The 25,466-nt window shown below is 37.0% G+C and carries 26 protein-coding genes and 1 pseudogene; 17 read left to right on the forward strand and 10 right to left on the reverse strand.

What is annotated here, in order from left to right:
* Window positions 1-156: 156 nt before the first annotated feature.
* Window positions 157-444 carry a hypothetical protein gene (locus BAQ48_RS05640; RefSeq protein WP_071710390.1) on the reverse strand — a complete coding sequence of 96 codons (288 nt, stop codon included), beginning with the start codon at window positions 442-444 and terminating at the stop codon, window positions 157-159.
* A gap of 157 nt (window positions 445-601) precedes the next feature.
* Between BAQ48_RS05640 and BAQ48_RS05645 the strand changes: the two genes are divergently transcribed.
* A complete protein-coding gene (locus BAQ48_RS05645) occupies window positions 602-847 on the forward strand; it encodes a hypothetical protein (protein WP_242660443.1) in 246 nt (81 codons plus the stop codon).
* 215 nt (window positions 848-1,062) lie between these two features.
* On the opposite strand, the gene BAQ48_RS05650 is transcribed toward BAQ48_RS05645, so the two are convergent.
* Window positions 1,063-1,485 (reverse strand): immunity 70 family protein, encoded by a 423-nt coding sequence (locus BAQ48_RS05650; RefSeq protein ID WP_000268162.1) that lies wholly within the window; start codon window positions 1,483-1,485, stop codon window positions 1,063-1,065.
* A 5-nt stretch (window positions 1,486-1,490) separates the two neighbouring features.
* Window positions 1,491-2,993 (reverse strand): T7SS effector LXG polymorphic toxin, encoded by a 1,503-nt coding sequence (locus BAQ48_RS05655; protein ID WP_071710342.1) that lies wholly within the window; start codon window positions 2,991-2,993, stop codon window positions 1,491-1,493.
* Between the two features lie 136 nt (window positions 2,994-3,129).
* On the opposite strand from BAQ48_RS05655, the gene BAQ48_RS05660 reads away from it, so the two are divergent.
* Window positions 3,130-3,375: a hypothetical protein gene (locus BAQ48_RS05660; protein WP_071710343.1), complete on the forward strand. Its 246-nt coding sequence runs from the start codon at window positions 3,130-3,132 to the stop codon at window positions 3,373-3,375.
* Window positions 3,376-3,492: 117 nt separating this feature from the next.
* On the opposite strand, the gene BAQ48_RS05665 is transcribed toward BAQ48_RS05660, so the two are convergent.
* Both BAQ48_RS05665 and rpsD read right to left on the reverse strand, forming a co-directional pair.
* Window positions 3,493-3,924, reverse strand: a complete 432-nt coding sequence (locus BAQ48_RS05665) for a GNAT family N-acetyltransferase (protein WP_071710344.1) — start codon at window positions 3,922-3,924, stop codon at window positions 3,493-3,495.
* Window positions 3,925-4,132: 208 nt separating this feature from the next.
* The gene (gene rpsD, locus BAQ48_RS05670) at window positions 4,133-4,735 is read right to left on the reverse strand and encodes a 30S ribosomal protein S4 (RefSeq protein ID WP_071710345.1); all 603 of its coding nucleotides are present in this window, start codon (window positions 4,733-4,735) and stop codon (window positions 4,133-4,135) included.
* Between the two features lie 551 nt (window positions 4,736-5,286).
* Between rpsD and megL the strand changes: the two genes are divergently transcribed.
* The gene (gene megL / locus BAQ48_RS05675; protein ID WP_071710346.1) at window positions 5,287-6,462 is read left to right on the forward strand and encodes a methionine gamma-lyase; all 1,176 of its coding nucleotides are present in this window, start codon (window positions 5,287-5,289) and stop codon (window positions 6,460-6,462) included.
* A 61-nt stretch (window positions 6,463-6,523) separates the two neighbouring features.
* Here megL and BAQ48_RS05680 read toward each other — a convergent pair whose 3' ends face one another.
* On the reverse strand, window positions 6,524-7,003 hold the full coding sequence (locus BAQ48_RS05680; protein WP_000494327.1) for a GAF domain-containing protein: 480 nt from the start codon (window positions 7,001-7,003) through the stop codon (window positions 6,524-6,526).
* Window positions 7,004-7,150: 147 nt separating this feature from the next.
* Between BAQ48_RS05680 and refZ the strand changes: the two genes are divergently transcribed.
* Window positions 7,151-7,789, forward strand: a complete 639-nt coding sequence (gene refZ, locus BAQ48_RS05685) for a forespore capture DNA-binding protein RefZ (protein WP_000814916.1) — start codon at window positions 7,151-7,153, stop codon at window positions 7,787-7,789.
* Window positions 7,790-7,800: 11 nt separating this feature from the next.
* Here refZ and BAQ48_RS05690 read toward each other — a convergent pair whose 3' ends face one another.
* Entirely contained in the window at window positions 7,801-8,745 is a 945-nt protein-coding gene (locus tag BAQ48_RS05690; RefSeq protein WP_071710347.1) for a DMT family transporter, read from the reverse strand.
* Window positions 8,746-8,869: 124 nt separating this feature from the next.
* Between BAQ48_RS05690 and BAQ48_RS05695 the strand changes: the two genes are divergently transcribed.
* The 8 genes and pseudogenes from BAQ48_RS05695 to BAQ48_RS05730 all read left to right on the forward strand — a co-directional run.
* The gene (locus tag BAQ48_RS05695; protein ID WP_071710348.1) at window positions 8,870-9,709 is read left to right on the forward strand and encodes a LysR family transcriptional regulator; all 840 of its coding nucleotides are present in this window, start codon (window positions 8,870-8,872) and stop codon (window positions 9,707-9,709) included.
* A gap of 210 nt (window positions 9,710-9,919) precedes the next feature.
* Entirely contained in the window at window positions 9,920-11,632 is a 1,713-nt protein-coding gene (gene ezrA, locus BAQ48_RS05700) for a septation ring formation regulator EzrA (protein ID WP_000377312.1), read from the forward strand.
* Between the two features lie 169 nt (window positions 11,633-11,801).
* Window positions 11,802-12,944, forward strand: a complete 1,143-nt coding sequence (locus BAQ48_RS05705) for a cysteine desulfurase family protein (RefSeq protein ID WP_071710349.1) — start codon at window positions 11,802-11,804, stop codon at window positions 12,942-12,944.
* A 6-nt stretch (window positions 12,945-12,950) separates the two neighbouring features.
* Window positions 12,951-14,165, forward strand: a complete 1,215-nt coding sequence (gene thiI, locus BAQ48_RS05710; protein WP_071710350.1) for a tRNA uracil 4-sulfurtransferase ThiI — start codon at window positions 12,951-12,953, stop codon at window positions 14,163-14,165.
* 80 nt (window positions 14,166-14,245) lie between these two features.
* Window positions 14,246-14,440 (forward strand): alpha/beta-type small acid-soluble spore protein, encoded by a 195-nt coding sequence (locus BAQ48_RS05715; protein WP_000168890.1) that lies wholly within the window; start codon window positions 14,246-14,248, stop codon window positions 14,438-14,440.
* Between the two features lie 176 nt (window positions 14,441-14,616).
* Window positions 14,617-16,203, forward strand: a complete 1,587-nt coding sequence (mbcS, locus tag BAQ48_RS05720) for an acyl-CoA synthetase MbcS (RefSeq protein ID WP_071710351.1) — start codon at window positions 14,617-14,619, stop codon at window positions 16,201-16,203.
* 103 nt (window positions 16,204-16,306) lie between these two features.
* Complete coding sequence (locus BAQ48_RS05725) at window positions 16,307-16,738, forward strand: VOC family protein (RefSeq protein ID WP_071710352.1); 432 nt, start codon at window positions 16,307-16,309, stop codon at window positions 16,736-16,738.
* Window positions 16,739-16,826: 88 nt separating this feature from the next.
* Window positions 16,827-18,380 (forward strand): annotated as a pseudogene (locus tag BAQ48_RS05730) (amidohydrolase); the annotation flags it as partial.
* 294 nt (window positions 18,381-18,674) lie between these two features.
* Here BAQ48_RS05730 and BAQ48_RS05735 read toward each other — a convergent pair.
* Complete coding sequence (locus tag BAQ48_RS05735; RefSeq protein ID WP_071710353.1) at window positions 18,675-19,478, reverse strand: NAD kinase; 804 nt, start codon at window positions 19,476-19,478, stop codon at window positions 18,675-18,677.
* 204 nt (window positions 19,479-19,682) lie between these two features.
* Between BAQ48_RS05735 and BAQ48_RS05740 the strand changes: the two genes are divergently transcribed.
* The 5 genes from BAQ48_RS05740 (at window position 19,683) to ackA (ending at window position 24,041) form a co-directional block, all read left to right on the forward strand.
* A complete protein-coding gene (locus tag BAQ48_RS05740) occupies window positions 19,683-20,321 on the forward strand; it encodes a DUF2953 domain-containing protein (protein WP_071710354.1) in 639 nt (212 codons plus the stop codon).
* Between the two features lie 12 nt (window positions 20,322-20,333).
* Window positions 20,334-20,726, forward strand: a complete 393-nt coding sequence (gene ytfJ, locus BAQ48_RS05745) for a GerW family sporulation protein (RefSeq protein WP_000350001.1) — start codon at window positions 20,334-20,336, stop codon at window positions 20,724-20,726.
* Window positions 20,727-20,860: 134 nt separating this feature from the next.
* Entirely contained in the window at window positions 20,861-21,361 is a 501-nt protein-coding gene (tpx, locus tag BAQ48_RS05750; RefSeq protein WP_000024527.1) for a thiol peroxidase, read from the forward strand.
* 200 nt (window positions 21,362-21,561) lie between these two features.
* Window positions 21,562-22,548: a class I SAM-dependent methyltransferase gene (locus BAQ48_RS05755; protein ID WP_071710355.1), complete on the forward strand. Its 987-nt coding sequence runs from the start codon at window positions 21,562-21,564 to the stop codon at window positions 22,546-22,548.
* Window positions 22,549-22,847: 299 nt separating this feature from the next.
* Window positions 22,848-24,041, forward strand: coding sequence for an acetate kinase (ackA, locus tag BAQ48_RS05760; RefSeq protein ID WP_071710356.1), 1,194 nt, complete (start codon window positions 22,848-22,850; stop codon window positions 24,039-24,041).
* A gap of 28 nt (window positions 24,042-24,069) precedes the next feature.
* On the opposite strand, the gene BAQ48_RS05765 is transcribed toward ackA, so the two are convergent.
* Entirely contained in the window at window positions 24,070-24,504 is a 435-nt protein-coding gene (locus BAQ48_RS05765; protein ID WP_071710357.1) for an NUDIX hydrolase, read from the reverse strand.
* A gap of 71 nt (window positions 24,505-24,575) precedes the next feature.
* On the reverse strand, window positions 24,576-25,211 hold the full coding sequence (locus BAQ48_RS05770) for a DUF1796 family putative cysteine peptidase (RefSeq protein WP_071710358.1): 636 nt from the start codon (window positions 25,209-25,211) through the stop codon (window positions 24,576-24,578).
* Window positions 25,212-25,466 lie beyond the last annotated feature (255 nt).

Raw genomic sequence — 25,466 nt, forward strand, 5'->3', positions numbered from 1 at the left:
TTGCTTGATACAGTTCATTTTGAAGTATCTTAGTTATGATATTTTCACCAGTAGAATCAAATATTCCTTTTTCATGATATTTGATTCGAAACAAAGGAGAAAGCTAGCGTAAACGTTAGTTTAAATATTAATCAGGTGTTCTTCTTTGTGTGATTTTTATCTCCATCGCCATGCAATCGTTGTATCTTCAATGTGGATTGCTGGAATGTCGATTCCTAAATATTTCCCTTCGTTCTCATCGAAAACGGACCAATTTTCATCGTCTAGAAATTCAGGATCAATACTTTCAAAGTCAAAAGTACTGTCTTCGTCTACCATTTCACGAAAATATTCTTGATAGGGTTTACTATTATCATTTAAATGTATTGTTCCATACATCCATGGTGTTTCTACAAAAATGTCTTTGATTTCACCTATTTCATTATCTTTAAAGTATAATTTCATATTTGCACCTTTCCTATATCCTCCTAATATATGTTCAGTAACTGTAACTTGTCTACCTTTGTACATTCCTTCTTTATTAGCTGGAACTAGATTGCCTGATTCGTCGATATATGATTTTTTAATCACAATAAGGATTGAAAATGGAGTCATAACCGAATTGAAAAAGGATAGTTATGAACACTTTATTCCAGATTCATTTTTAATGAATTTATCTAATATAAAAAATTTACCACCAAGATTAAACAGATACAAAAATTTAGGATTTAGCAGGTTTAGAAATGAAGTTAAAGAATCATTAAAGCATGGGAAAATAGTAACAAATAATAATGATGCTCTTTGGAAAGATTACAATATTAAAGTGAGGATTAACCAAAACATAACCCTTGCAGATGTAGTTAATTAAAATATATAATATGAATAGACACTAGCAATAATTTGGCCGTACCCTAATTAGAGGTACGGCTTTTTTGTTTTAGCTACTCATTATAAAAACCTATAAATTCTACATAATAAAAGCCACAACTCATATGAGTGTGACTTAAATGTTTTTATTCAGCCTCAGCCTCGAAGCGTAAAGTGATTAAAACTCAAATGAAACCATAAGATATCTAGCAGGATTTATTTTCCTAGATTTGAAATTGTTATATCAATTTTGTTTCTTTTTGCAGTGTTTAAAGCGTTGCTTAGTAAATCTAAAAAAGTTGTACCTGTTGGAGTAGCATGATAATTGGCTAAACTAGTTATTTTATTAGGGATTTTATTTCCCCAAGGTGGCTGTTTTTCCATGTGCTCAATATCCCAAATGACTTCTGCAGGAGGTAATTCACTTAAAATTTTTCTTATCTCTTCTACATTTTGAAGTGCTTCTTCTGTGTCCTCCCAACGTAACTTGTCGAAATATAAATTCTTCATTAATAGTGGGTACTTAGTGCCCCAACCTTCAGACTCTGTATGATATGACATGGTTGAAAAAAAGCTATGTAAAAAATCAGGGTGTCCTGTTTCATAGAAAAATATATCTACTTTAAATCCTACTGCCATTAATATCAATCCTCTCGCTTAAATATTACCTCGGGTGTTTCTTTAGACTTTTCTCTTATTTTTCTTACGATATCAAATAAAGCCTCTTCAGGAACAGTTTGTCCTCGTATATCAATGATGACAGTTTGCTTTGTACCTATAGGTAAATTATCAACCCTATCATTAACTTGTTTAACAATAACTCTAACTAGGTTACTTCTTTTTGATGAAGTAGACAAGTCATAATTTTTCACTTCCAAGCTGTGACCCTTTGTGTAAAAATCAGGTCTTGTACTACCTTTTGTAACTTTTGAAACTTCTTCTCTATCTTTAAAAGCAACTTGGTCGTCATAATTAGGATACTCCGTACCTACGTCAAGTTCTGATTGTCTCCAAGATGGTCTAGCAAACATAAGATAACCGCTTAAATAATTACCCCAATTTCCTGATGGTGGAAGTGTGCTTACTATTGCTTCACCAGTGAGACCAACACCTGCAAAAGCAGGTTGTAAACGTGGTGGAAAAGCTTCAGTTACTTTGTACATGTTTGCTCCTCTAGCAAGTTTAGAAGCCTTATCAAGACCTTTCCCACCAAGTAACCCTAGACCGACTGATGTTATTAAATAAGAACCCCAGCGGAATCCACTTTCGACATCGCCATGCCAAACGTCATTCATAAAAGAATCTGAGAAAGCGTTCCACATAGCAGGAAGAGTCTCATCATAATTGACAACAGCATCCCACATGTCTGACCATGTTTCACCGTCACCTAACGCTTTAAATCCTTCCCAAGCATCTCCAACACCTTTTCCTGCACCATCATAAAGACCATCCCAAGCTTTCTCTAAATCAGATTTTGGTTTGCCACACATTGCACCTTCTTCAATTGAATTATCAGCCTGACGATTCCTGTCTTCCGCAATCGCTTGAATTGAAGTCGCCCACTCCATATTTAATCCTTGTGTACTAAATGTACCACTTGCTGGACTAAAACCTTTCCCACTTTGGACTTCAGCAAGACCCGTCGCAATGCTAGCGGCTAATTGAATTGCTGTATTATAGTTATTACTAGATGTTTGGTTGAACTGATACAAATGATCTAACTTTTCTTGAAGTTTGCGCCTCATGGCAATAAAAAGATTTACCATAGCGTCCATGCCCGAAATTGGCATAGTTTGATGGAGTGCTTCTGTACTTGCCTTCATACGGTCAATTTCTCGAATTTGTTCTAATATTTCTTGTTCAATAACATCTGTTGAAGCTACCTGTGATTGAAATTGACTTGGAAAGGCATCGTTCTGACGAATTAATTCCTCACATAAGTAAATGATTCCGTGTGCTAAAGGGCGAAAAGTTTCTGCGAAAAATGCTTTTGCACTATCGTAAGTTTGCCCTTGTAAAAAGGTATCACTTGTAAAAGCATCAATTGATTGAATAGCTTCTTCCATACCTTGAATAGTAGCGGTACAGAAAGTATTCATACTTTGTGTTTGAGCCTGTACTTCCCCTAAATACATATTTAAACTCAAAAATCTCCCTCCTTTAATAAGTAAATCATACCAATTTAAGGAGATAACTGTAAATATTACATTGCAATGAATTTATTAGAGGTATTAATCTAACTCAAAGCGAACTTATCCATATTCCAACTGAAAGGGTGATTAAATGATAATTCGAGAAGGTATTGAAGTCACTAAAATAACCTTAGATGGTTATGAATTACCGATTCCAGAAGGATATTCTGAATTCCTACTTCGTGCTGGATATTGGGGAGTTGGTGAGAAAGTAGAAAAAATAAATCGTGAGGAAATTCTAGCTGATTATGATAGAAAAGTTGTTCTGAAAGATGGTAAATTACGTACCATACTCACTTATAAAGGGGATAAAAAGAAAAGAGGTAAAAAATCATGAATAAAAGGGTGAATTGCTCTTATGGAAAAAAAGAATGAACTGTAACTGTGTTGGATAATTCATCAAGTAAAAAAGTGAACGCATAGAGGAAATGTTGGTTCACTTTTATTGCATTCTTTACGTTAAATGTAGTTCATAATCCCCGTCAATACTGCTTGGAGCTCCGAATGTTTCCTCGTATAGGTTACTCACTTTTGTAAACCTATTTTTTAATGCGAAATGATAACCTTCGTCAGTAATAACTTCTTGTAATATTAAACGCTCGAAGCCCTTTTCTTTCGCAAATGTTTTAAACCATTCAAGAATAATGCTTCCTATTCCTTGATTACTGGGTGTAATGCTTATAGCAGCAATTGCTAAGTATGGTTTTGGGAAAAACTCACTTCTAAGGTTAATAGTGACCTTAGATTTTTTAGAGGAAATATGAAAAGTATATTTAGAAAACCCTTCAAACAATTCTGTTTCGTCTTGTACTAATTCTTCTAATAGCATCTTTAATTTTTGAAAGTCTTGTGCATGAAGAGGAATCTTAGTGAATTTTTCTTTCAAAATAAGTAACTCCTTTTATCATTTGTATTTTGTACTTACCTATTCCTATGCATACGCCAGCCATATATTTTTTTGCCCCAAATTCGCCCCAGGTAACTTCTTTTTTATGCTTTATTTTGCATTGTTAATGATAAATAAAAAAAGCCCAGGCCCCTTGATAAACAAGGTTCCTAAGGCTTTTAATAATACTCTTTTCAGAGTACCGAGATTAACGAGAGTAGAACTCTACGATTAATGCTTCGTTGATTTCAGCTGGTAACTCAGCGCGCTCAGCGTGACGAGTGTAAGTAGCTTCTAATTTGTCAGCATCGAAAGTTAAGTATTCTGGTACGAAGTTGTTAACTTCGATCGCTTCTTTAACAACAACAAGGCTGTTAGATTTTTCGCGAACGCTGATAGTTTGACCAGGTTTTACACGGTAAGATGGGATATCTACGCGAGATCCATCAACTGTGATGTGACCGTGGTTTACTAATTGGCGAGCTGCACGACGAGTGCGAGCTAAGCCCATACGGTAAACTAAGTTGTCAAGACGAGCTTCAAGAAGGATCATGAAGTTTTCGCCGTGCTTACCAGGCATTTTACCTGCTTGGTCAAATGTGCGACGGAATTGACGCTCAGTCATGCCGTACATGTGACGAAGTTTTTGTTTCTCTTGTAATTGTAAACCGTATTCTGAAAGTTTCTTACGTTGGTTAGGACCGTGAGGACCTGGTGCGTAAGGGCGTTTTTCTAATTCTTTTCCTGTGCCGCTTAGAGAGATTCCAAGACGACGAGACAGTTTCCAAGCTGGACCTGTATAACGAGCCATAGTTGACTCCTCCTTTAAAAATGTTTTTATTTACGTAAAATAAAAACAGACGTAATCGATATTTACGGGCATTTTGTTTTCATGTACCTTCGCTCCAGCAGCAGGGAGTTACGAGATACACCTCCGTAGAGGAACAAAATACAAACGATAAACTCACATTACAAGGCTGCCTTTTTATTTTACACAAACGCTATTATATCTTTTACCCAGAGTTTCGTCAAGCGAGTACGTTTTTGTTTTATGCATATAAATTTTGGAAATTAATAAGAAGGAATTTAAAACAATATAAAAGAAGTGATAGAAACACAAATAAAACGCTTACATAAAATGTGGTAAAAACGTTCATCAAATTATTTATTGATGAATATGCGGGATAAAGTGAAACTTTACTCAGTGGTGGGGGCATCCGCCACCACTGAGTATTAGTTGAACGAATCGGGCTTTTATGGGCAGTTGATCCCCAAAACTAACTTTTTTGCTTTCGCTGAATTTTGATGTGGGGGTCTTACTGCCCGTTAAAGCGGGATAAAAACATAAAAGGGGATGTTTTTATGAAAAAGAAGCATATGGAGACAGCGTTAATTCATCACGGTTATACATCTGAGGAACATAAAGGAAGTTTAACACCACCTTTATTTCAAACGTCTACATTTACATTTGAGACTGCGGAGCAAGGTGAGGCGAGTTTTGCGGGAGTGGATCCGTCTTATATTTACTCAAGGCTTGGAAATCCAACTGTGAAATTATTTGAAGAACGTATGGCGGTGTTAGAAGGAGGAGAAGAAGCACTTGCCTTCGGATCTGGTATGGCAGCTATTTCAGCAACTTTAATTGGCTTTTTAAAGGCTGGAGATCATATTATTTGTTCAAATGGATTATATGGATGTACGTACGGTTTTTTAGAAGTGTTAGAAGAGAAGTTTATGATTACACATTCGTTTTGTGATATGGAGACAGAAGAAGATCTTGAAAGTAAGATTCGTCCTAATACAAAGCTTATTTTCGTTGAAACACCGATTAATCCAACGATGAAATTAATTGATTTAAAACAGGTGATTCGGGTTGCGAAGCAAAATGGCTTACTTGTCATTGTTGATAATACGTTTTGTTCACCTTATTTACAAAGACCACTTGAACTCGGCTGTGACGCTGTTGTGCATAGTGCGACAAAATATATTGGTGGTCACGGCGATGTTGTGGCGGGTGTAACAATTTGTAAAACGAAAGCGTTAGCTGAAAAAATTCGCCCGATGCGAAAAGATATCGGCGGTATTATGGCGCCGTTTGATGCGTGGTTATTGTTACGCGGATTAAAGACGTTAGCCGTAAGAATGGATCGCCATTGTGATAATGCAGAAAAAATTGTATCGTTTCTAAAAAATCATGACGCGGTAGAAGGTGTTTGGTATCCAGAAGGGGAGTTAGCATCTCGCCAAATGAAGCGGGGCGGCGGTGTGATTTCTTTTTCAATTAAAGGCGGAAAAGAAGAGACGCAAGCGTTTATCAATGATCTACACTTTATTACGATTGCGGTCAGTTTAGGAGATACAGAAACGTTAATTCAGCATCCAGCGACGATGACGCACGCTGCGATTCCGGCTGAGCTAAGAAAAGAAATGGGTATTTTTGATAATTTAATACGTTTATCTGTCGGTTTAGAATCGTGGGAGGACATCGTTTCTGACTTAGAGCAGGCGTTAAAGAAAATATCTACTGTGAATCAATAAAAAAGAGGGAGCTATCGGTTTCGCACGTGATGTACTGAATCGATAACTCCCTCTTTTCTTGTTACATATGTTTTAGGAGTGTTTCCACAAACTTTTCTAAATAGTGCTGATCTACTTCGTCGAAACGATTTTTTTCGGGACTATCAATATCAAGTACACCGATGACAGTTCCTTCTTTCACAATCGGTACAACGATTTCTGAATTAGAAGCACTATCGCAAGCGATATGTCCTGGGAATTGATGAACATCTGCTACAAGCTGTGTTGTTTTCGTTTCAGCTGCCACGCCGCAAACGCCTCGCCCGAAAGGAATGCGCACGCAAGCAGGCATTCCTTGGAATGGTCCAAGAACAAGCTGATTTCCTTCTGTTACATAAAAGCCAACCCAATTAACGCGATCTAAAAATTGGTTTAATAATGCGGACGCATTTGATAAGTTTGCGACTACGTTTGATTCGCCAGTTAATAATGCATCCAATTGTTTAATTACTGTCTCATATTGCTGTTCACGAGATCCTGCATAACTTTCTTTAGTAAACATGGAAACAACTCCCTTTTTATCGAGATGTGTAAAATGTTAGCAAAATACGATGTATTTCACATGACTTTGTCGATAGAAAATTAAAGGAATTTGTCTTAAAAGTCAAGAAATTTAAACTATAGCTGTTCAGTGAGAGGAAGTGAGCGCATGAAACAGACGAAACAAAAAGTAATTGATGCGGCAATATCGTTGTTTAACACGAAAGGGTATGATGGAACGTCGGTGCGAGACATTGCAAAGCGAGCGGATGTGAATGTAGCCAATATTTCATATTATTTTGCTGGAAAGCAAGGTTTATTAGAACAGCTTATTACTGATTTTTTAGAAGGGTATATTCATGTGATTGAAATGTCGTTTGAACAAAGAGAGTATTTGTCGGCTAAAGATGTGATGGTGCAAATGGTGCGCGGGATTTTACGATATCAATTTGAAAATAGGGAGCTGACACGTTTCTTCTACCGAGAGCTTTCGCTTGATACGACGTTAATTCGTGAAGTGATGACGATTTATTTTTCAAAAGAAAGATATTATATAGAGCAAATTATTAGGCAAGGGCAGACGAAACAAGAGTTTCAGAAGGTATCTTTTACAATGTTTATGACGCAATTAAAAGGCATGATGAATATGCCGTTTTTATATCCGCAATATATATCAGAAGTATTACATTCGTTCCCGTCCGAGACATTTTTCTTAGAAATGTACACGAAAGAAATTGAGCAATGGATGGAACAAGCATTATGTAAAACGAATATGTATCAGGAATGGCCAAGAGCTGTTCATATGTGAAAAATCCCCACCTAACGAACTGAGGTGGGGATTTTTGTCGTTTCTTTTCTTTGCCATACATTGTTGCATAATAGCGCAATAATTGTTAATGAGGCGCCGGCAATTTCAATTTTGTCGACTGTATAACCTCGAAAGATGGAACCAATAAGAGCAAGTACAGGAACTAAGTTCATAAATAATATGCCGTTAATAGATGAAATATAGCGATTTCCTGTGTTCCAGCAAAAGACAGCGATCACACCCGCGATAATCGACATGTAAAAGAGTTCAAAACGAACGCTCACAATTGTACGTAGTGACGGTACAGTAATAACGTTTGTATAAGTTAATACAGTGACAATAAAAACGAGTGAAATAGAGCCAAATAAACAAGTTAACGTCGTATACCTGAGTGGTGACCAAGATGGGAATTGAGCACCGCCGTTCGTGTAAATGACCCAGCAAGTAACACCACATAGCATAAGTATATTTGTTGAGAAGTGACTGGCAGCTCCGAATAATAAGTGAATATTTCCCTTTGAAATGACAAGCATAACACCGATTAGTGCAACGAACATACAAAAGAATGTGTAGTTTTGTGGGCGTTTGTTTTTGGTTATCCACTGCAATAATAAAGCGATGAGCGGCATAAGAGACTGAATCATCGCGGCATGGATGGCTCCAGAAGGTCCGGCAAGTTGTTGGCCGTAAAAAACGAGAAATCCGTATCCTGCGAAACCGACTGTTCCATAAAAGAATAACGAAAGTGTTCTTTTTTCTAAGCGGAGCGAATGTTTACCTTCAGCAATTAAGAGTAGTATAAGGAAAATAATAGCTGCTGACCCATATCTGATAGCTGTGAAGAAGAACGGATCGATGAATTGCAAAGCATTCGCCATTACTGGAAACATAAATCCCCAAGCAGTTACAGCCAGTAAGCATAGGGTGGATCCGAGTAGTATTTGTTTTTTGTTCAAGAGTATCTTTCCCCTTTACATTTCGTTATAGTAAGTTGATGAAATAAGTATAAAGAGTAATTGCTTATAGAAGGAAATACCGATTTTTTATGACAGTTATAACTTTTTGTTAGAGGTGTGTACGATGGATTTAGAGGCAGTACGATCGTTTATTGAAGTAAAGAACACGCGAAGTTTATCAAAGGCAAGTAAGCTTTTACATATTTCTCAACCGGCGCTTAGTAAACAAATTCAAAGGTTAGAAGCGGATTTAGAGGTTACTTTACTAAGGCGTTCCGCGCAAGGAGTGGAGTTAACAGCGGCTGGAGAGTTATTTATAACAAGAATGTTACCGGTTTTGGAACAGATACAAGAAGTGAAAGCCGAAATGAAGAAATTTCAAGAGAAGCGGCACATTTCTATAGGCATATTGCCAAGTTTAGCAGCGCATTATATATCGAAATGTAAAGATATATTAGGTGACGGATTCGAAGTGGAATGGAAAATTGAGCATACGAAAGTACTAATGGGACTCTTTAAAGAACGGAAGATTGAAGCAATGTTCGTCGATTCAGTAGTAGAAGGCGCTACGTGTATAAAAGAAATACGAGAAGAAAAAATGGTTTGTGTCGTTTCAAATGATCATCTTTATAAAGTGAAAACAGTAATCAGAATGGAAGATTTGCAAAATGAAAAGTTAATCGTCTATCCAGAAATCTGTGATGTAAGGAAAATGATTACGAACATGTTTCAAGGGATAGGTGCGAAGCCAATCATTGCGTTTGAAACTTCTTATGCAGAGCCGATGCTTGCGATGGTCAGTGCTGGACTTGGTATTACGTTACTTCCAGAAATGGTAGTAGAGCAAGCGATAAAGCAAGGGAATGTGAATGCAATTCCTATTGAACCTCCACTTGTGCGCAAAATTTATTTCGCATCTCATATGGAAGAGAACCTGTTACTACAATCATTTGAGGATAGATAGAGGAGTAAGCGGAAGATTGAGAAAGATTACAATTGCATTGAAAGAAACATGAAATTTTAAAAAAAACTAGGTCAAAAACAAGCCATTACATGGTATGATTAGTACATTGTTAGTTGTTAAATATAGGGGAATTCCCTTTTTATACATAATGCCTTCCATTTCATAAACGGAACGGACAAAAAAAGAGATATAACTAGGAGGCTTTTTTGCATGGATTCTATCCTGACGATCGTTATCATTGTAGTAAGCTCTATTCTAGTGCTGCTCATGATAGAGCTTGTGATAAGAAATCGTTCATATAAAGATATTGAGGCACTGGAGCAGTGGAAACAAGAGATAAAAGATAAACCTGTAGCAGATGAACTAAAACGGGTAAAAGATTTAAATATGACGGGTCAAACAGAAGAACTGTTTGGTAAATGGCGTGAAGAATGGGATGAAATTGTATCAACAACCCTTCCGAAAGCTGACAAAGATTTAGCGCAAGCGCGAAAATTCGCCTCGCAATTCTCCTTCCGAAAAGCAAAGCATGCGATGAATGAATCCATAAGTGGTTTAGATGACGCTGATAATCGTATTACTGGCATTTTAAATGAATTACAGCAATTGTTAGAAAGCCATGAGAAAAATAGCTCGGAAATTGAAGGATTACGTGATACATATCGTAGTATGAAGAAGAGTGTTCTTGCACATAGACATATGTATGGAGCTGCTGAACAAAAAATCGAAGAGATGCTAGACGCTGAATCTAATAAATTCAAAACTTTTGAAGAAGCAACCGATAATGGTGACTATTTAAAAGCGAGAGAGATCGTTATTAGTTTGGAAGAAGGTTTAGCAGATTTAGAAATCATTATTCACCAAATCCCAGATTTATTGGTAGAATGTCAGGCGACATTACCAGTTCAGCTGGAAGATTTATTACACGGTCATAATGATATGGTAAGACAAGGCTATGTATTAGAGTATTTGGAAATCCCTAAAGAAGTTCGCGATATGACGACACAACTACACACATGTTTAATGGACATACAGGAGCTGCACATAACGGAAGCAGCTGAAAAAGTAGAAAACTTAAAAACTCGTTTAGATGGTTTCTATGATCAACTTGAGCAAGAGGTGCATGCGAGACATTATGTGGAGCAAAAAACACTTTCTGTTTATGAAGATTTAGAAGAAATTCGCACTGAAACAATTGAAACGAAAACAGAAACACAACTTGTGAAACAAAGCTATCAATTGCAAGATAAGGACATTGAGTCTCAAAAAGTAATTGAAAAGCAAATGCACATTTTAACGAAACGTTTTGAAGTGCTGCAATTACGCGTTGCGGATCAAGATATTGCCTTCTCTATTATTCGTGAGGAATTAGAAGAGATTTATGAGCAATGTGAAACGTTGAAAGTACTTCATGCAGAGTATAAAGAAATGCTACAAACGATGCGTAAAGAAGAATTTGAGGCGCGTGAGAAACTACAAGAAATGCGAAATACAATTGTAGAAACGAAGCGCTTTATGCAAAAATCGAATTTGCCAGGTCTTCCAGAGAGTATTATGGAAGATTTACAAAGAGGGCAAATGGCGATGCAAGCTGTTTATGATCAATTAGAAGTGAAACCGTTAAATATGAACGCTGTAAATAGTAGTTTAGAAGAAGCATACACAACTGTTAATGGTGTAGCTGAAATGACAGAAGAGTTAATTGGACAGGCGTATTTAGTTGAAAAATTAATACAATACGGTAACCGTTACCGCAGTCACGATGAGAACCTGGCAGAAAGTTTAAATTATGCGGAGAAATTATTCCGCGAATATCAATACGATGCAGCTTTAGAACAAGCGGCTTCTATACTAGAGCAACTTGAACCTGGTGTTGTTCAAAAAATAGCTGAATATGTAGACAATGAACAAACCCTTTCATAAAGGGTTTGTTTTTTTGTGTAATTTTGAAGACGATGTTGCTATAATGAATAGCGGAATACAGTAAGGTTGTTCGTTTGAAAATATAACGGAACCTTTGAGTAGTCTTAGCGTAATTACACGTATTTGTGATATGATTATATGATGTGATAGCGCTGAAAGGGGAAGAACGATGATCTATTTTGATAATAGTGCGACGACGAAGCCATATCCAGAAGCCCTTCAATCGTACGTAACGGTTGCTGGAAAATATTTTGGAAATCCTTCTTCCATTCATTCGCTAGGAGGAGAGGCAGAGCGTCTATTAACACAATCAAGAACAATTGCAGCGCAGCTCCTTCACGTTAAACCTTCTGAAATTATTTTCACATCAGGTGGAACGGAAGGGAATAACCTTGCGATTAAAGGGATTGCGATGAGGAATCGTTCGCGCGGCAAACATATCATTACAACGAATATTGAACACGCGTCTGTGTTTGAAGCATATAAGCAATTAGAAGAGCTTGGGTTTGATGTAACATATTTACCGGTTAACGAGCATGGTGTTGTATCGGTAGAAGATGTAAAGCAAGCACTTCGTGAAGATACGATTCTTGTGTCAATTATTCATGTGAACAACGAGACTGGAGCAATTCAGCCTGTTGCTGAAATTGGAACGTTATTATCGAATTATCCGAAAATAAGATTCCATGTGGACCATGTACAAGGGATAGGAAAAGTACCGCTTGATTTATACGCTTCTCATATTGACCTTTGCTCAATATCTGGACATAAATTCCATAGTGTAAAAGGAACGGGCCTTCTTTATGTACGTGATGGCGTAAGGTTAGATCCAATTTTATCAGGCGGTCAACAAGAGCTTAAATATCGCTCTGGTACAGAAAATTTACCTGGCATTGTAGCGATGGTGAAAGCACTTCGCATGACGATGGAACAAGTGAAAGAAAAGATAGCTCATTTGCAAAGTTTACAAACAGAGCTTGTCCGTTTCTTTAAAGAGATGGAAGATGTAACGATTAATACGTCGCTTGCATATGCAGCACCACACATTTTAAATGTATCGTTTGTTGGTTTAAAACCAGAAGTGGTCGTTCATGCTTTAGAAGAACACGGTGTTTATGTATCAACGAAGTCTGCTTGTTCTTCAAAAGCAAATGAAGTGAGCAGAGTGTTAGTGTCAATGGGAGTACCACATGCCGCAGCTGCAAGTGCGATTCGCATTAGTTTGGCACCAGAAAACACGATGGAAGAAGTAAAACAATTTGAAGGTATTGTGAAAGAGACGATGCCAAAATTATATGAAGTGATGAGGTAAAGAAATATGATGACATATGAATATATTTTAGTGCGTTACGGAGAAATGACGACAAAAGGTAAGAACCGTTCTAAATTTGTAAGCACATTAAAAGATAACGTGAAGTTCAAATTGAAAAAGTTTCCAAATATTAAAATCGATGCAACACATGACCGTATGTACATCCAATTAAATGGTGAAGATCATGAAGCGATCTCTGAAAGATTGCAAGATGTATTCGGTATTCATAAGTTTAACCTAGCAATGAAAGTACCATCAGAATTAGAAGACATTAAAAAAGGTGCATTAGCAGCTTTCCTACAAGTAAAAGGCGATGTGAAAACATTTAAAATTACTGTACACCGTTCTTATAAGCATTTTCCAATGAGAACGATGGAATTATTACCTGAGATTGGTGGATACATTCTAGAAAATACAGAAGATATTACTGTAGATGTTCATAATCCAGATGTAAATGTACGTGTAGAAATTCGCAGTGGTTATAGCTACATCATGTGCGATGAGCGTATGGGAGCTGGCGGTTTACCAGTTGGCGTTGGTGGAAAAGTAATGGTACTTCTTTCTGGTGGTATCGATAGCCCGGTAGCAGCTTACTTAACGATGAAACGCGGCGTATCTGTGGAAGCAGTTCACTTCCATAGTCCACCTTTCACAAGCGAGCGTGCAAAACAAAAAGTAATTGATTTAGCACAAGAGTTAACGAAGTATTGTAAACGTGTAACGCTTCACCTTGTTCCATTTACAGAAGTGCAAAAAACGATTAATAAAGAAATTCCATCTAGCTATTCAATGACGGTTATGCGCCGTATGATGATGCGTATTACAGAACGCATTGCTGAGGAGCGTAATGCACTTGCAATCACGACTGGTGAAAGTCTTGGACAAGTAGCGAGCCAAACGTTAGATAGTATGCATACGATTAACGAAGTAACAAACTACCCAGTTATTCGTCCGCTTATTACGATGGATAAATTAGAAATTATTAAAATTGCTGAAGAAATTGGAACGTACGAGATTTCAATTCGTCCGTACGAAGATTGCTGTACAGTATTCACACCAGCAAGCCCAGCTACAAAACCGAAGCGTGAAAAAGCAAACCGTTTTGAAGCGAAATATGATTTCACACCGTTAATCGACGAAGCTGTAGCGAACAAAGAAACAATGGTATTACAAACAGTAGAAGTAGTGGCGGAAGAAGAAAAATTCGAGGAACTTTTCTAAAACCATAAATTACCATATCTAAAATATGTATGAAGTCATGTTGTTTATCACACTCTATACTCACAAGGAGGTGATACAACATGGCAAGCACAAATAAATTAGCAGTGTCTGGTGCTCAAGCAGCATTAGATCAAATGAAATACGAAATCGCTCAAGAGTTTGGTGTTCAACTTGGAGCTGATGCAACATCTCGCGCTAACGGTTCTGTTGGTGGCGAAATCACTAAACGTCTAGTTTCACTAGCTGAGCAACAATTAGGCGGTTTCCAAAAATAATCCCATATATGATGGCTTAGAAAGAGCGGGTTCTCCCGCTCTTTCTTTTTGTTGTTTGTATCGTGATACATTTATTTCGACATAGACGTGAAAAATTTGTCAAAAGAAGAGGGTTCAAAATTAACTGAAAATTCTTTATTATAAAAGGGAGGCATAGAAATGAAGGAGGATATTTTATGAAAAGAGAGGAATTATTGGCGCCACCGTCTTATAACTTAGTTTCTGAAATAGAGAAATATACAGGTGATAAAGAGAAGCTTGCTTTAATTTGGCAAGATGATAAAGGGAATAGAAAAGAAGTTACATATTGTGAATTAATGCAAGGTGCGAATAAAATTGGAAACGCTTTTATAAAAAGTGGTTTACAAAAAGGGGACAAGCTTCTCATTATGATGCCGCGCTTAATTGAAGCTTATATGACGTATATTGCTGCAATTAAAGCGGGATTTGTTGTGATTCCAAGTTCGGAAATGTTACGCAAAAAAGATATCGAATATCGTATCGGGCATGGGGAAGTAAAAGCGATTGTAAGTTATGAACCGTATATTGGACAATTTGATGATATAGAGGCGATGGAATCTCTTCAAAAATTCGTCCTGAGCGAGCAGTCAGTAGATGGCTGGATGAATTTAAAAACAGCATTAGAAACAGAAAGCGATAGGCTAGAAATGGCGAAGACAGACAAAGAAGATATGGTCTTTTTGTCTTATACGTCAGGGACGACAGGAAATCCAAAAGGTGTCGTTCATACACATGCGTGGGCATATGCTCATTTACGTACGAGCGCCCCAAATTGGCTCGGAATTGAAGAGAATGATGTTGTATGGGCGACGGCTAGTCCGGGCTGGCAAAAGTGGATTTGGAGCCCGTTTTTAGCAACTCTCGGCTCAGGGGCAACGGGATTTGTATATCACGGTAAATTTGAACCGAAAACGTATTTGAATTTATTAGATGATAATAAAGTGAATGTGCTTTGTTGTACGCCGACTGAGTATAGATTAATGGCAAAAGTAGAAAATTTAAGTGAGTACAATTTAGAAGCGTTACATAGCGCTGTATCGGCCGGTGAACCACTAAATAGGGAAGTTATTGAAACGTTCCAAAGGCATTTCGATATTACAGTGAGAGATGGTTATGGGCAAACGGAAAACACACTACTTGTTGGGACAATGAAAGGGATGGACATTAGACCAGGATCAATGGGGAAACCGACGCCAGGCAACCATGTTGATATCGTAAATGAGGAAGGAGTTCCTGTACAACTTGGAGAAGTTGGTGATATTGCAGTTCACATTGAAACACCAGCCCTCTTTAAACAATATTATAAAGATGACGAGCGTACAGCGATGCAATTCCGTGGTGATTATTATATTACTGGTGACAAAGCCAAGAAAGATGAAGACGGCTATTTCTGGTTTGAAGGACGCGGAGATGATATCATTATTAGCTCTGGCTATACAATCGGGCCGTTTGAAGTAGAAGATGCACTTGTAAAACATCCATACGTAAGAGAATGTGCGGTTGTTGCAAGTCCAGATGAAATTCGTGGAAGTGTCGTGAAGGCATTTATTGTATTAAGAGAGAATATAGAAAAGAACGAAGAAACATTAATTCCAGTACTACAACAACACGTCAAAGAACTTACTGCACCATATAAATACCCTCGCAAAATTGAATTTGTAGATGAACTACCAAAAACGATTTCTGGAAAAATTCGCCGCATTGAACTTAGAAACCAAGAGATGGAGCTTCCTTCAAAATAATTTCGAAAATAGAGTAGTAAATAGTTGAATGAAATGTAAAACGTATGATAATATAAAAACGAACACAAGTTCGGTTTTATAAATTAAAAAAAGAGGTGTCCGTATGATTTTAGGTATTAATCCTTACTTAGTTTTAGATGGTAGTGGGCAAGAAGCTGTTCAGTTTTACAAAGAGGCGTTAGATGCAAAAGTAGAAATTATGCAAACTTTTGGTGACATGCCTGAAAATCCAGAATACCCAGTTCCAGCTGAAGCGAAAGAGCGCGTTTTACACGCTACTTTAAAAGTTGGTAATACGGATCTTATGATTTCTGATACATTCCCAGGTCAAGGGCATGCAATTGGATCTCAAGTAACAATTGCAATTCAAATTAGTGACGCGGAAAAAGCGAAAGAAGTATTCGATAAGTTACAAGAAGGTGGCGAAGTTATTATGCCACTCCAAGAAACATTCTGGAGCCCAGCATACGGACAAGTAAAAGATAAATTTAATATTGAATGGCAAGTTACAACGTCTACTACTGAGCAAAAGTAATTTTTAGAAAAAGCACCATTTTTAATCGAAATGGTGCTTTTTTTATACGTTCTAATTTCGTAGACTAAAATAAAAAGGGGATGAATATATGGGAGAAATTTGGCATGGCGGCACTATTTACACGATGAGAGAAGAAAGTGAAAAAGTGGATGCGATTTACGTTGAAAACGGTATGATTGTTGATGTCGGGAGTAAAGAAGAGTTAGAAAACCGATACTTTGCGGAGAAATTGCATGACTTAGAAGGAAAAACGATGATTCCAGGTCTCGTTGATAGTCATATGCATCTTATTGGTCATGGGGAGAGGCTACTTCGTCTAGACCTATCCAATTGTACATCTTATAGCGAAGTGCTTACTCTCGTTCGGAAGCGAGTAGAAGAAGCACCAAAAGGGTCTTGGATTATTGGAGAAGGATGGAATGAAAATAACTTTACAGACACAAAAGACGTTCACGCGCGTGATCTAGATATCATTTCGAAAGAACATCCCATTTTATTAAAGCGAGTTTGTCGTCACGTTACATGGGTGAACTCATACATACTGCAAAAAGCGAACATAACAGAAAAGGCAAAAGACCCGAAAGGTGGAAAAATTGGCCGGGATTCATCAAATATGTTAACAGGGCTTTTATATGAACAAGGACAAGAATTAATTAAACATGTTCAGCCTGAAATTGATGAAGCTTATTTACGAAGAGCGCTGCAAACAGCGATTAAAGATTGTTGGCAATATGGACTCGTTGGTGGGCATACGGAAGATTTAAATTATTATGGTGGTTTTAGAAAAACGTATAATGCGTTTTCTTATGTTATAAAAGAAATGCCATTTAAAGCGCACTTACTCGTTCACCATGAAGTAGCGAATGAACGAAAAGAATATGAAGATGAGCACTATATTGAATTTGGTGCCATGAAAATTTTTTCTGATGGCTCTTTTGGCGGAAGAACAGCTTTATTAAGTGAACCGTATGAAGATGAGAAGGAAACGAATGGTGTTGCAATTTTTTCATGTGAAGAGCTTGCGGAGTTAGTGAAAAAAGCACGAGATTTACATATGCCAGTTGCCATTCATACAATTGGTGATTTATCACTGGAATACGTCATTGATGCACTCGAATTATATCCACCAGCAAAAGGATTACGTGACCGCATTATTCATTGTCAGCTTGCTCGTGAAGCATTGATTGAACGAATGAAACAATTACCAGCTATTATCGATATTCAGCCTGTCTTTGTATCATCGGATTTCCCGTCAGTAATTGAAAAACTAGGAGAGCGTCGTCTCCGTTACGCATACGCTTGGAAGACGCTATTAGAAGCTGGATTGCACTGTAACGGTGGCTCTGACGCACCAATTGAACAAGTAAACCCTTTCTTAGGTATATATAGTGCTGTTACACGTAGAAGTTTTATTGACGGCGTATGTTATATGCCAGAAGAAAGGCTAACAGTATATGAGGCTGTTTCTTTATTTACAACAGGAAGTGCCTATGCAATCGGAAAAGAAGCGAAGCGGGGCCAAATTACAAAAGGATATGAGGCAGACTTTACGATAATAGACCGCAATATTTTTGAAATAGAAGCAGAAGAAATAAGAGAAGTGCAAGCAGCGATGACTGTTATTGATGGGAAGATTGTTTATCCCGCTTTAATGGGCAGTAAGACCCCCACCTCAAAATTCAGCGAAAGCAAAGAAGTTAGGTGGGGGATCAACTGCCCATAAAAGTCCGATTGGTGAAGGCTAATAATCAGTGGGGGATGAAGAAAACCCCCACTGATTAAAGTTTCACTTTATAGAAAAGAAGTGTGAGAATATATCAGCGATTATTGAAATATATCGACTTACCGACAAAAGATGACGAAAACCGCGACCGATAGAGAGAGAAAGAAAAACCGTCGTATTATGGAATTCCCATAATGCGACGGTTTTTTAATGCTATAAAAACGTTCTCTGTACTTTTTCCCAGAACGAATTATTTTTTAATTTAACTGTTTTAATTTGTTTATCGCTTAAGCGCACAACAATTTTTTCAACTTGTTTAATGCTAAGCGCTTCGTTATCCATACCGATAACAGGATAATCGTTACCGTCTGGTCGTAGTTTTAAAGTTAATGTACGTTTGTGATTTAAAATGAACGGTGAACCAAGTGTACGGTATGTGTTGTTATTTAAAGATGCTAGTTCACTTACTTGGAAACACGGGATAAGTGGATCAACAACTGCGCCGTGTAATGATTTATTGTAAGCAGTACTGCCTGTTGGTGTGGAGATAACTAACCCATCACCTCTAAATGTTTCGAAATATAAATCGTCGACGTGTACATCTACAACAAATGTTTTAATGATACTAGAGCGTAATGAGAGCTCATTTAAACAATGGAAAGATGTACCGTGATCTACATCTACTTGAATTGTTGGATACTTTCGCACTTCAATTTCGTTCTTTGTAATTTCTTGAAGGGCTGTATCAACGTGATCGATGTGGAAATCGCAGTAGAATGAAATTTCATCATTCGTAGAAATCCCTGCGTATAAGCAATCTTCTCTAAAACCGGTTTTACGAACGGCTTGTAAGAAAGTTCCATCATCTCCAACGCTGACGATAGCGTTTGCATTTTTTGGATGATCTAATATGGTAAATCCATTCTCCTCTAAAATACTATAGATTGGTTTCATTTTTTCAACGAGCGTTATTTTGTCATCACCATAAAAGAAAAATAAATTGCGACGATTTGCCATTATGTATCCCTCCACTGCAGTTAGATTTTCTAGTTTTAGTGCTTCATACCATTAGAATCTATTCTCGATGATATGTTCAAATAATATATTTCGATATAAATTGTCAAAACACCTTTTTATTTTTAGAAAAATTTTTATATTCAATTTTATCAACGGTTGTTTAATGATGAATAAACTTGTCGATAATGGGTACGGAGTGAAAGGATGATACGTATGGAGTGGCTCGCAATTGGAATGATAATTCTTCTCCTATTTATTTTGCTTATACTATTGTCGAAAATATCGCTTAAAGTGACATTTTTATATTCAGAAATGGAAAAGCAATGTTTGTTTCAAGTGAAAATATGGATGATTCGATACACATTTGATGTATTGGAAAGAATTGAAAAGCAACAGAAGAAGACCGGACAAAAAATTAAAAAAGCTGAAAAGGACGGCGGACTAGATAATAAAATTATGGCCCAACTTGATAGCATTGGAGAACTGATAAAAAGGCTTCAAGAAGTTCATACTATTGTTAAAGATTTTCTCAAACGAGTGAAAATCAATGGTTGGAAATGGCACACGCAAATTGGAGCAGGCGACGCAGCTAGTACTGGAATTGTCACAGGATATGCATGGGGGACAAAAGGAATGGCTGCTGGAGTTGTAGGACAATATATGCATATTGTCGATGTACCAGAATTTGAAATTACTCCTGTTTTTCAAGGGAAGGGATTTGCGTCAAGATGTGAGTTAACAGCATCTTTTCGTATATTCCGTACTGTAAAAACAGCGGTGAAATTGCTCATGTTTATGAGAAAACAAAGATCTGGTATGGCAGAGAAACCTGTTCAAGCATAGGGGGGATATAGAATGGACCATCCAATTCAAGGTTTAATGACAACCGCAATGCAGCATTTAAAACAAATGACTGATGTAAATACAATTGTTGGTGACCCAATTAAAGCGGCAGATGGAAGTGTAATTCTTACCGTTTCGAAAGTTAGTTTCGGATTTGCCGCTGGTGGAAGTGAGTTTGGTAAAGAACAAGCAGGCCGTCATCCATTTGGCGGGGGAAGCGGTGGAGGAGTTTCTATTAATCCTGTTGCTTTTCTTGTTATAAATGGAGAAGGTGTAAAAGTGTTGCATTTAGATAAGCAAACACACGTCATCGATAAAATAATTGAATTAGCGCCACAAGCTGTTGATAAGGTGAAGGAAATGATGGATAAACGCAAAGAAGACGATCCTGAATTTCAAATTTAACGAATAGAGAAGCTAATCAATAGGTTAGCTTCTTTTATTTTTTTGTAAATAAAGCGATTTTATTTGCATTATCGATAGGGACAAACTATCATTTACAGTGTACATATTTTGTTTAAATAAGGGAGGATTTTCAAGTGGCAAACGTAACTTTTAAAGGTAATCCAATGACTTTAGTTGGAACAGAAGTTAAAGTTGGCGATCAAGCGCCAAACTTCCAAGTATTAGCAAACGACTTATCTCCAGTAAGTTTAGAAACATACAAAGGCGAAGTAAAATTAATTAGTGTTGTACCTTCAATCGACACAGGTGTGTGTGATGCACAAACACGTCGTTTTAACCAAGATGCAGCAGGTATTGAAAACGCGAAAGTATTAACAATTAGCGCTGATTTACCATTCGCTCAAAAACGCTGGTGTGCAGCAAACGGTTTAGAAAATGTTGTTACACTTTCTGACCACCGTGACCTTTCATTCGGTGAAGCTTACGGCTTAGTAATGAAAGAACTTCGTTTACTTGCTCGTGCAGTATTCGTAGTAGATAGCAATGACAAAGTAGTTTACGTAGAATACGTAGGCGAAGGTACAAGCCATCCAAACTATGAAGCAGCATTAGAAGCAGCAAAATCTGCGAAGTAATGTGAAGAAAATGACCTCTTAATAAAGAGGTCGTTTTTTCTCATATATTGCTGCATAATGGTACCAATATATGAGAAAAAGCGTTATATCATATATAACTTAAAGGGGAGCTCTTTGTAGGAGGTCGCTTTTTCTTTTTTGAAAAAAACACTTTGTGGTATGATATAAGTTATGTGTAAAAGAGAGAAGGAGGAATGTACGTGAGTCAGACAGTAGAAACATTATTTTCTATTTTTGATTCTTCTGCGGTAGTTTTACGTAAAGAATTAGATGTAACATATTTAGAGGCGCTTGTAGAAACAGGTGATAACTTGTTTGAAGGAGCGATTTTACAAGAGGAATTATCAGAATCAGCAATTGAAAGGCTGAATCGTGAATATAGTACGTTTAATGAAGAAACATATAAAGGTGAAGAAATTCGTAAAGCATTTCAATTAGCCATCTTAAAAGGAATGAAAGAAGGCGTACAAGCGAATCACGAAATGACGCCTGATGCAGTTGGTATGTTCATGAGCTACTTATTCCATAAATTTATGCAAGGTCAAAATGAAATTACTGTGTTAGATCCTGCAATTGGGACAGGTAACTTAATGACGACAGTGTTTAATAGCGCCAAAGAAGGGCTAACAATGAGTGGATTTGGTGTAGAAGTGGATGAAGTGCTAATTAAACTTGCTTTAGTAAATGCGAATTTACAAAAGCATGCAATCGAATTCTTCCATCAAGATGGACTAGCACCACTTTATATCGATCCGGTTGATGCAGTCGTTTCAGACTTACCGATTGGTTATTACCCAAATGAAATCGGTGCAAGTGAATATAAGTTAAAAGCAGATGAAGGAATGTCATATGCCCATCACCTATTTATTGAACAAAGTGTGAAACATACGAAAGAAGGTGGGTACTTATTCTTCTTAGTACCGAACTTCATTTTTGAAAGTGATCAAGCACCGAAATTACATGCATTTATTAAAGAAACATGCTTTATTCAAGGGTTATTACAGCTACCTGTTTCCATGTTTAAAAACGAGAAAAATGCAAAAAGTATATTTGTTCTCCAAAAGAAAGGCCAGGGTGTAACAATACCAAAACAGGCGTTATTAGTGGAGTTACCTAAATTCTCCAACATGAAGGCAATGGAGAACATTATGGATCAATTAAATACTTGGTTTGCAACCCATAAATAAAGTTAGGTATATGTAACAGGATTAGTAATTCATGTAGTACAGTTTTATATAATATGTCATATTTTTAAATATATTCAAGATTTAACTGAATTTTTTTGAAATCTGTAATATATATTTTTTCTTGGTGTTACAATTTTTTCACTTGAAATATATGTCGGACGATGTTTAAATTAAAATCGTGAGTATAAAATTTGCTAATGATGAAACGTTTTCATATTTAGTAAATTTGATCAGATAAAATCGAGCGGTTTGTGGAAACATCCACACAACTACCAAGAGAAAAAGGGGCGAAAGACTAGATGTCAAAAATCATCGCGATTAACGCAGGAAGCTCTTCCTTAAAGTTCCAATTATTTGAAATGCCAAGTGAAACAGTATTAACAAAAGGTTTAGTAGAACGTATCGGTTTAGAAGATAGTATCTTCACTATTACTGTAGATGGCGAAAAACAAAAAGAAATTACAAACATCCCAGATCACGCAGTAGCAGTTAATATGCTTCTAAAAAAATTAACTGAAAACGGAATCGTTAAGTCTCTAGATGAGATTGGCGGTATCGGTCACCGTGTTGTTCACGGCGGCGAAAAATTTGCTGACTCTGTTTTAATTACTGATGAAGTATTAGCTGATATCGAAGATTTAAGCGATTTAGCACCACTTCATAACCCAGCAAACATTGTTGGTATTAAAGCATTCCAAGAAGTATTACCAAACGTACCAGCAGTAGCAGTATTTGATACAGCATTCCACCAAACAATGCCGGAATCTGCATTCCTATACAGCTTACCATATGAGTACTATGAGAAATTTGGCATCCGTAAATACGGTTTCCACGGAACTTCTCACAAATATGTAACTGAGCGTGCGGCTGAATTATTAGGTCGCCCACTTGAAAGCTTAAGCTTACTTTCTTGTCACTTAGGTAACGGTGCAAGTATCGCAGCAGTAGAAGGCGGTAAATCTATCGATACTTCTATGGGCTTCACTCCACTTGCTGGTGTAACAATGGGTACACGTTCTGGTAACCTTGACCCTGCGTTAATTCCATACATCATGGAAAAAACAGGCCAAACAGTAGAAGAAGTAGTTAACGTATTAAACAAGAAGAGTGGTATGTTAGGTCTTACTGGTTACTCTAGTGACCTACGTGACATCATTGCGAAAGAAGAAGAAGGCGACCACCGTGCGAAAGTAGCACTTGATGTATTCGTAAGCCGTATCCACAAATACATCGGTTCTTACACTGCTCGTATGAAAGGTGTAGACGCAATCATCTTCACAGCTGGTGTAGGTGAAAACAGTGCAATTATTCGTGAGCGCGTATTAGAAGGCCTTGAGTACATGGGCGTATACTTCGACGTAAAACGTAATAACGTATTTGGTGAAGAAGCATTTATCAGCTTCCCACACTCTCCAGTAAAAATTATCGTAATTCCAACTGACGAAGAAGTTATGATTGCTCGTGACGTACTACGTCTTGGAGATATTGGTTAATATATTATATGAAAAGAAAGACGAGATCCTATAGGATCTCGTCTTTTTTCTTTTGGATATAGTTTAAAATTCCATCTGGATATAGTACTTTTTCCTTCTGAATAAAAGCTGTAATGGGAATCCATTTTGCATACGATACGGTTTGCGCATCTTGTATATTCATTTTTTTCATTTCGTATAGTGATGTGTCTAATAAGCGTACAGAATATAGCTGAATGATTTCATGACCAATTTCTTCATCTAGCTGAAAGATGTTTTCTAAGCAGCCTAAATAATTGGTGATTTCCACTTTTGTATGAAGCTCTTCTTGAAATTCACGAATAACGGTATGTGCTGATTTTTCACCAAGTTCAATTGAGCCGCCAAGAGGTCGGTAATACGTTTCATCGCCTGTATGATATTCTTGTACGAGAAGGCGACCGTGATGTGTGGCAAGACCGAATGCTTTTGCACGTGGATACATATAGAATCACTCCTTATTTATTTTGTATAAGGATGATTATAATGTATTGCGTGATAAAAAGTGTGGTGTATTTAAGCGTGCGGTCTAATTGAGATCCCATCAAATAAGTCATTCCAAAATCCTTCATTGTACTGGTATACATCCATAATAGGGCATTTTATAACGCAAACATTTTGTAATCCCCAATCTTCTTGGATGACAGTTGTTACATCCGTAGGAATCAGTAACAAGACGGAGAATTTATGTTTGACTATTTGAGATAAAATTTGTTCCAGAGATCGTGCTTCTTCGTATGTTCCTCCAGTCCGAATAAACAATATGGACTTTTCCATTTCAATTGTAGTTAGAAAACGATTAATTCGATGCTCATAATTTAGCTTGATTTCTGAATAAGAAGGCCAAGAAGTTGGTGTATTTACATCTGTTTTAAAGTCATGACAGGAGTCGATTTCATAGAGGTTGTCCCTTAGTCTTAATTTCGCATCATCATCCCAAAATGAGATGAAGGATAAATTTTCGAAGTGTAAAAAACGGTCAAATCGATTTTGTAATAATAAATTCACTTTTTCCAATGAGGGGCTTAGCATAAAATCAATAACGCCAAAAAATGGTGATAATTCGAATTGATATAACGCCCAAGCAGGCCAACAGTTTTGTCCTAAACTGAATACGGCATTATATTCTTTTTTTATATTGGATAGATTCATGTGATTTATTCCATCCTTTTTGTTAATATTTTATGTCATTAAAAAATGGTATGTGAGTCAACTACCCCCACTGAGATAAAACATTTCAGTGGGGGCTTGAGTTAGAACACTAGGTCTTTTCATCTATCGCTAGACAGTTGACGCTCTAACATTCATGCCACCTTATGGTAACACCCCAAGTATGTTTTTGGTTGGTACTGGCAACAAACTATCGTTTTCCCACTTGCACCACCCTTTCGAAAAAGAGCAGTTCTT

This window comes from Bacillus luti (assembly GCF_001884105.1).
Lineage (GTDB): Bacteria > Bacillota > Bacilli > Bacillales > Bacillaceae_G > Bacillus_A > Bacillus_A luti.

Bases quoted from the DNA above. Each gene is read 5' to 3' on its own strand.
- BAQ48_RS05640 (WP_071710390.1), bottom strand. From the start codon at position 444: ATGAAATTATACTTTAAAGATAATGAAATAGGTGAAATCAAAGACATT.
- BAQ48_RS05650 (WP_000268162.1), bottom strand. From the start codon at position 1,485: ATGGCAGTAGGATTTAAAGTAGATATATTTTTCTATGAAACAGGACAC.
- BAQ48_RS05660 (WP_071710343.1), top strand. From the start codon at position 3,130: ATGATAATTCGAGAAGGTATTGAAGTCACTAAAATAACCTTAGATGGT.
- rpsD (WP_071710345.1), bottom strand. From the start codon at position 4,735: ATGGCTCGTTATACAGGTCCAGCTTGGAAACTGTCTCGTCGTCTTGGA.
- megL (WP_071710346.1), top strand. From the start codon at position 5,287: ATGAAAAAGAAGCATATGGAGACAGCGTTAATTCATCACGGTTATACA.
- BAQ48_RS05680 (WP_000494327.1), bottom strand. From the start codon at position 7,003: ATGTTTACTAAAGAAAGTTATGCAGGATCTCGTGAACAGCAATATGAG.
- refZ (WP_000814916.1), top strand. From the start codon at position 7,151: ATGAAACAGACGAAACAAAAAGTAATTGATGCGGCAATATCGTTGTTT.
- BAQ48_RS05695 (WP_071710348.1), top strand. From the start codon at position 8,870: ATGGATTTAGAGGCAGTACGATCGTTTATTGAAGTAAAGAACACGCGA.
- ezrA (WP_000377312.1), top strand. From the start codon at position 9,920: ATGGATTCTATCCTGACGATCGTTATCATTGTAGTAAGCTCTATTCTA.
- BAQ48_RS05705 (WP_071710349.1), top strand. From the start codon at position 11,802: ATGATCTATTTTGATAATAGTGCGACGACGAAGCCATATCCAGAAGCC.
- thiI (WP_071710350.1), top strand. From the start codon at position 12,951: ATGATGACATATGAATATATTTTAGTGCGTTACGGAGAAATGACGACA.
- BAQ48_RS05715 (WP_000168890.1), top strand. From the start codon at position 14,246: ATGGCAAGCACAAATAAATTAGCAGTGTCTGGTGCTCAAGCAGCATTA.
- mbcS (WP_071710351.1), top strand. From the start codon at position 14,617: ATGAAAAGAGAGGAATTATTGGCGCCACCGTCTTATAACTTAGTTTCT.
- BAQ48_RS05725 (WP_071710352.1), top strand. From the start codon at position 16,307: ATGATTTTAGGTATTAATCCTTACTTAGTTTTAGATGGTAGTGGGCAA.
- BAQ48_RS05735 (WP_071710353.1), bottom strand. From the start codon at position 19,478: ATGGCAAATCGTCGCAATTTATTTTTCTTTTATGGTGATGACAAAATA.
- BAQ48_RS05740 (WP_071710354.1), top strand. From the start codon at position 19,683: ATGATACGTATGGAGTGGCTCGCAATTGGAATGATAATTCTTCTCCTA.
- ytfJ (WP_000350001.1), top strand. From the start codon at position 20,334: ATGGACCATCCAATTCAAGGTTTAATGACAACCGCAATGCAGCATTTA.
- ackA (WP_071710356.1), top strand. From the start codon at position 22,848: ATGTCAAAAATCATCGCGATTAACGCAGGAAGCTCTTCCTTAAAGTTC.
- BAQ48_RS05765 (WP_071710357.1), bottom strand. From the start codon at position 24,504: ATGTATCCACGTGCAAAAGCATTCGGTCTTGCCACACATCACGGTCGC.
- BAQ48_RS05770 (WP_071710358.1), bottom strand. From the start codon at position 25,211: ATGAATCTATCCAATATAAAAAAAGAATATAATGCCGTATTCAGTTTA.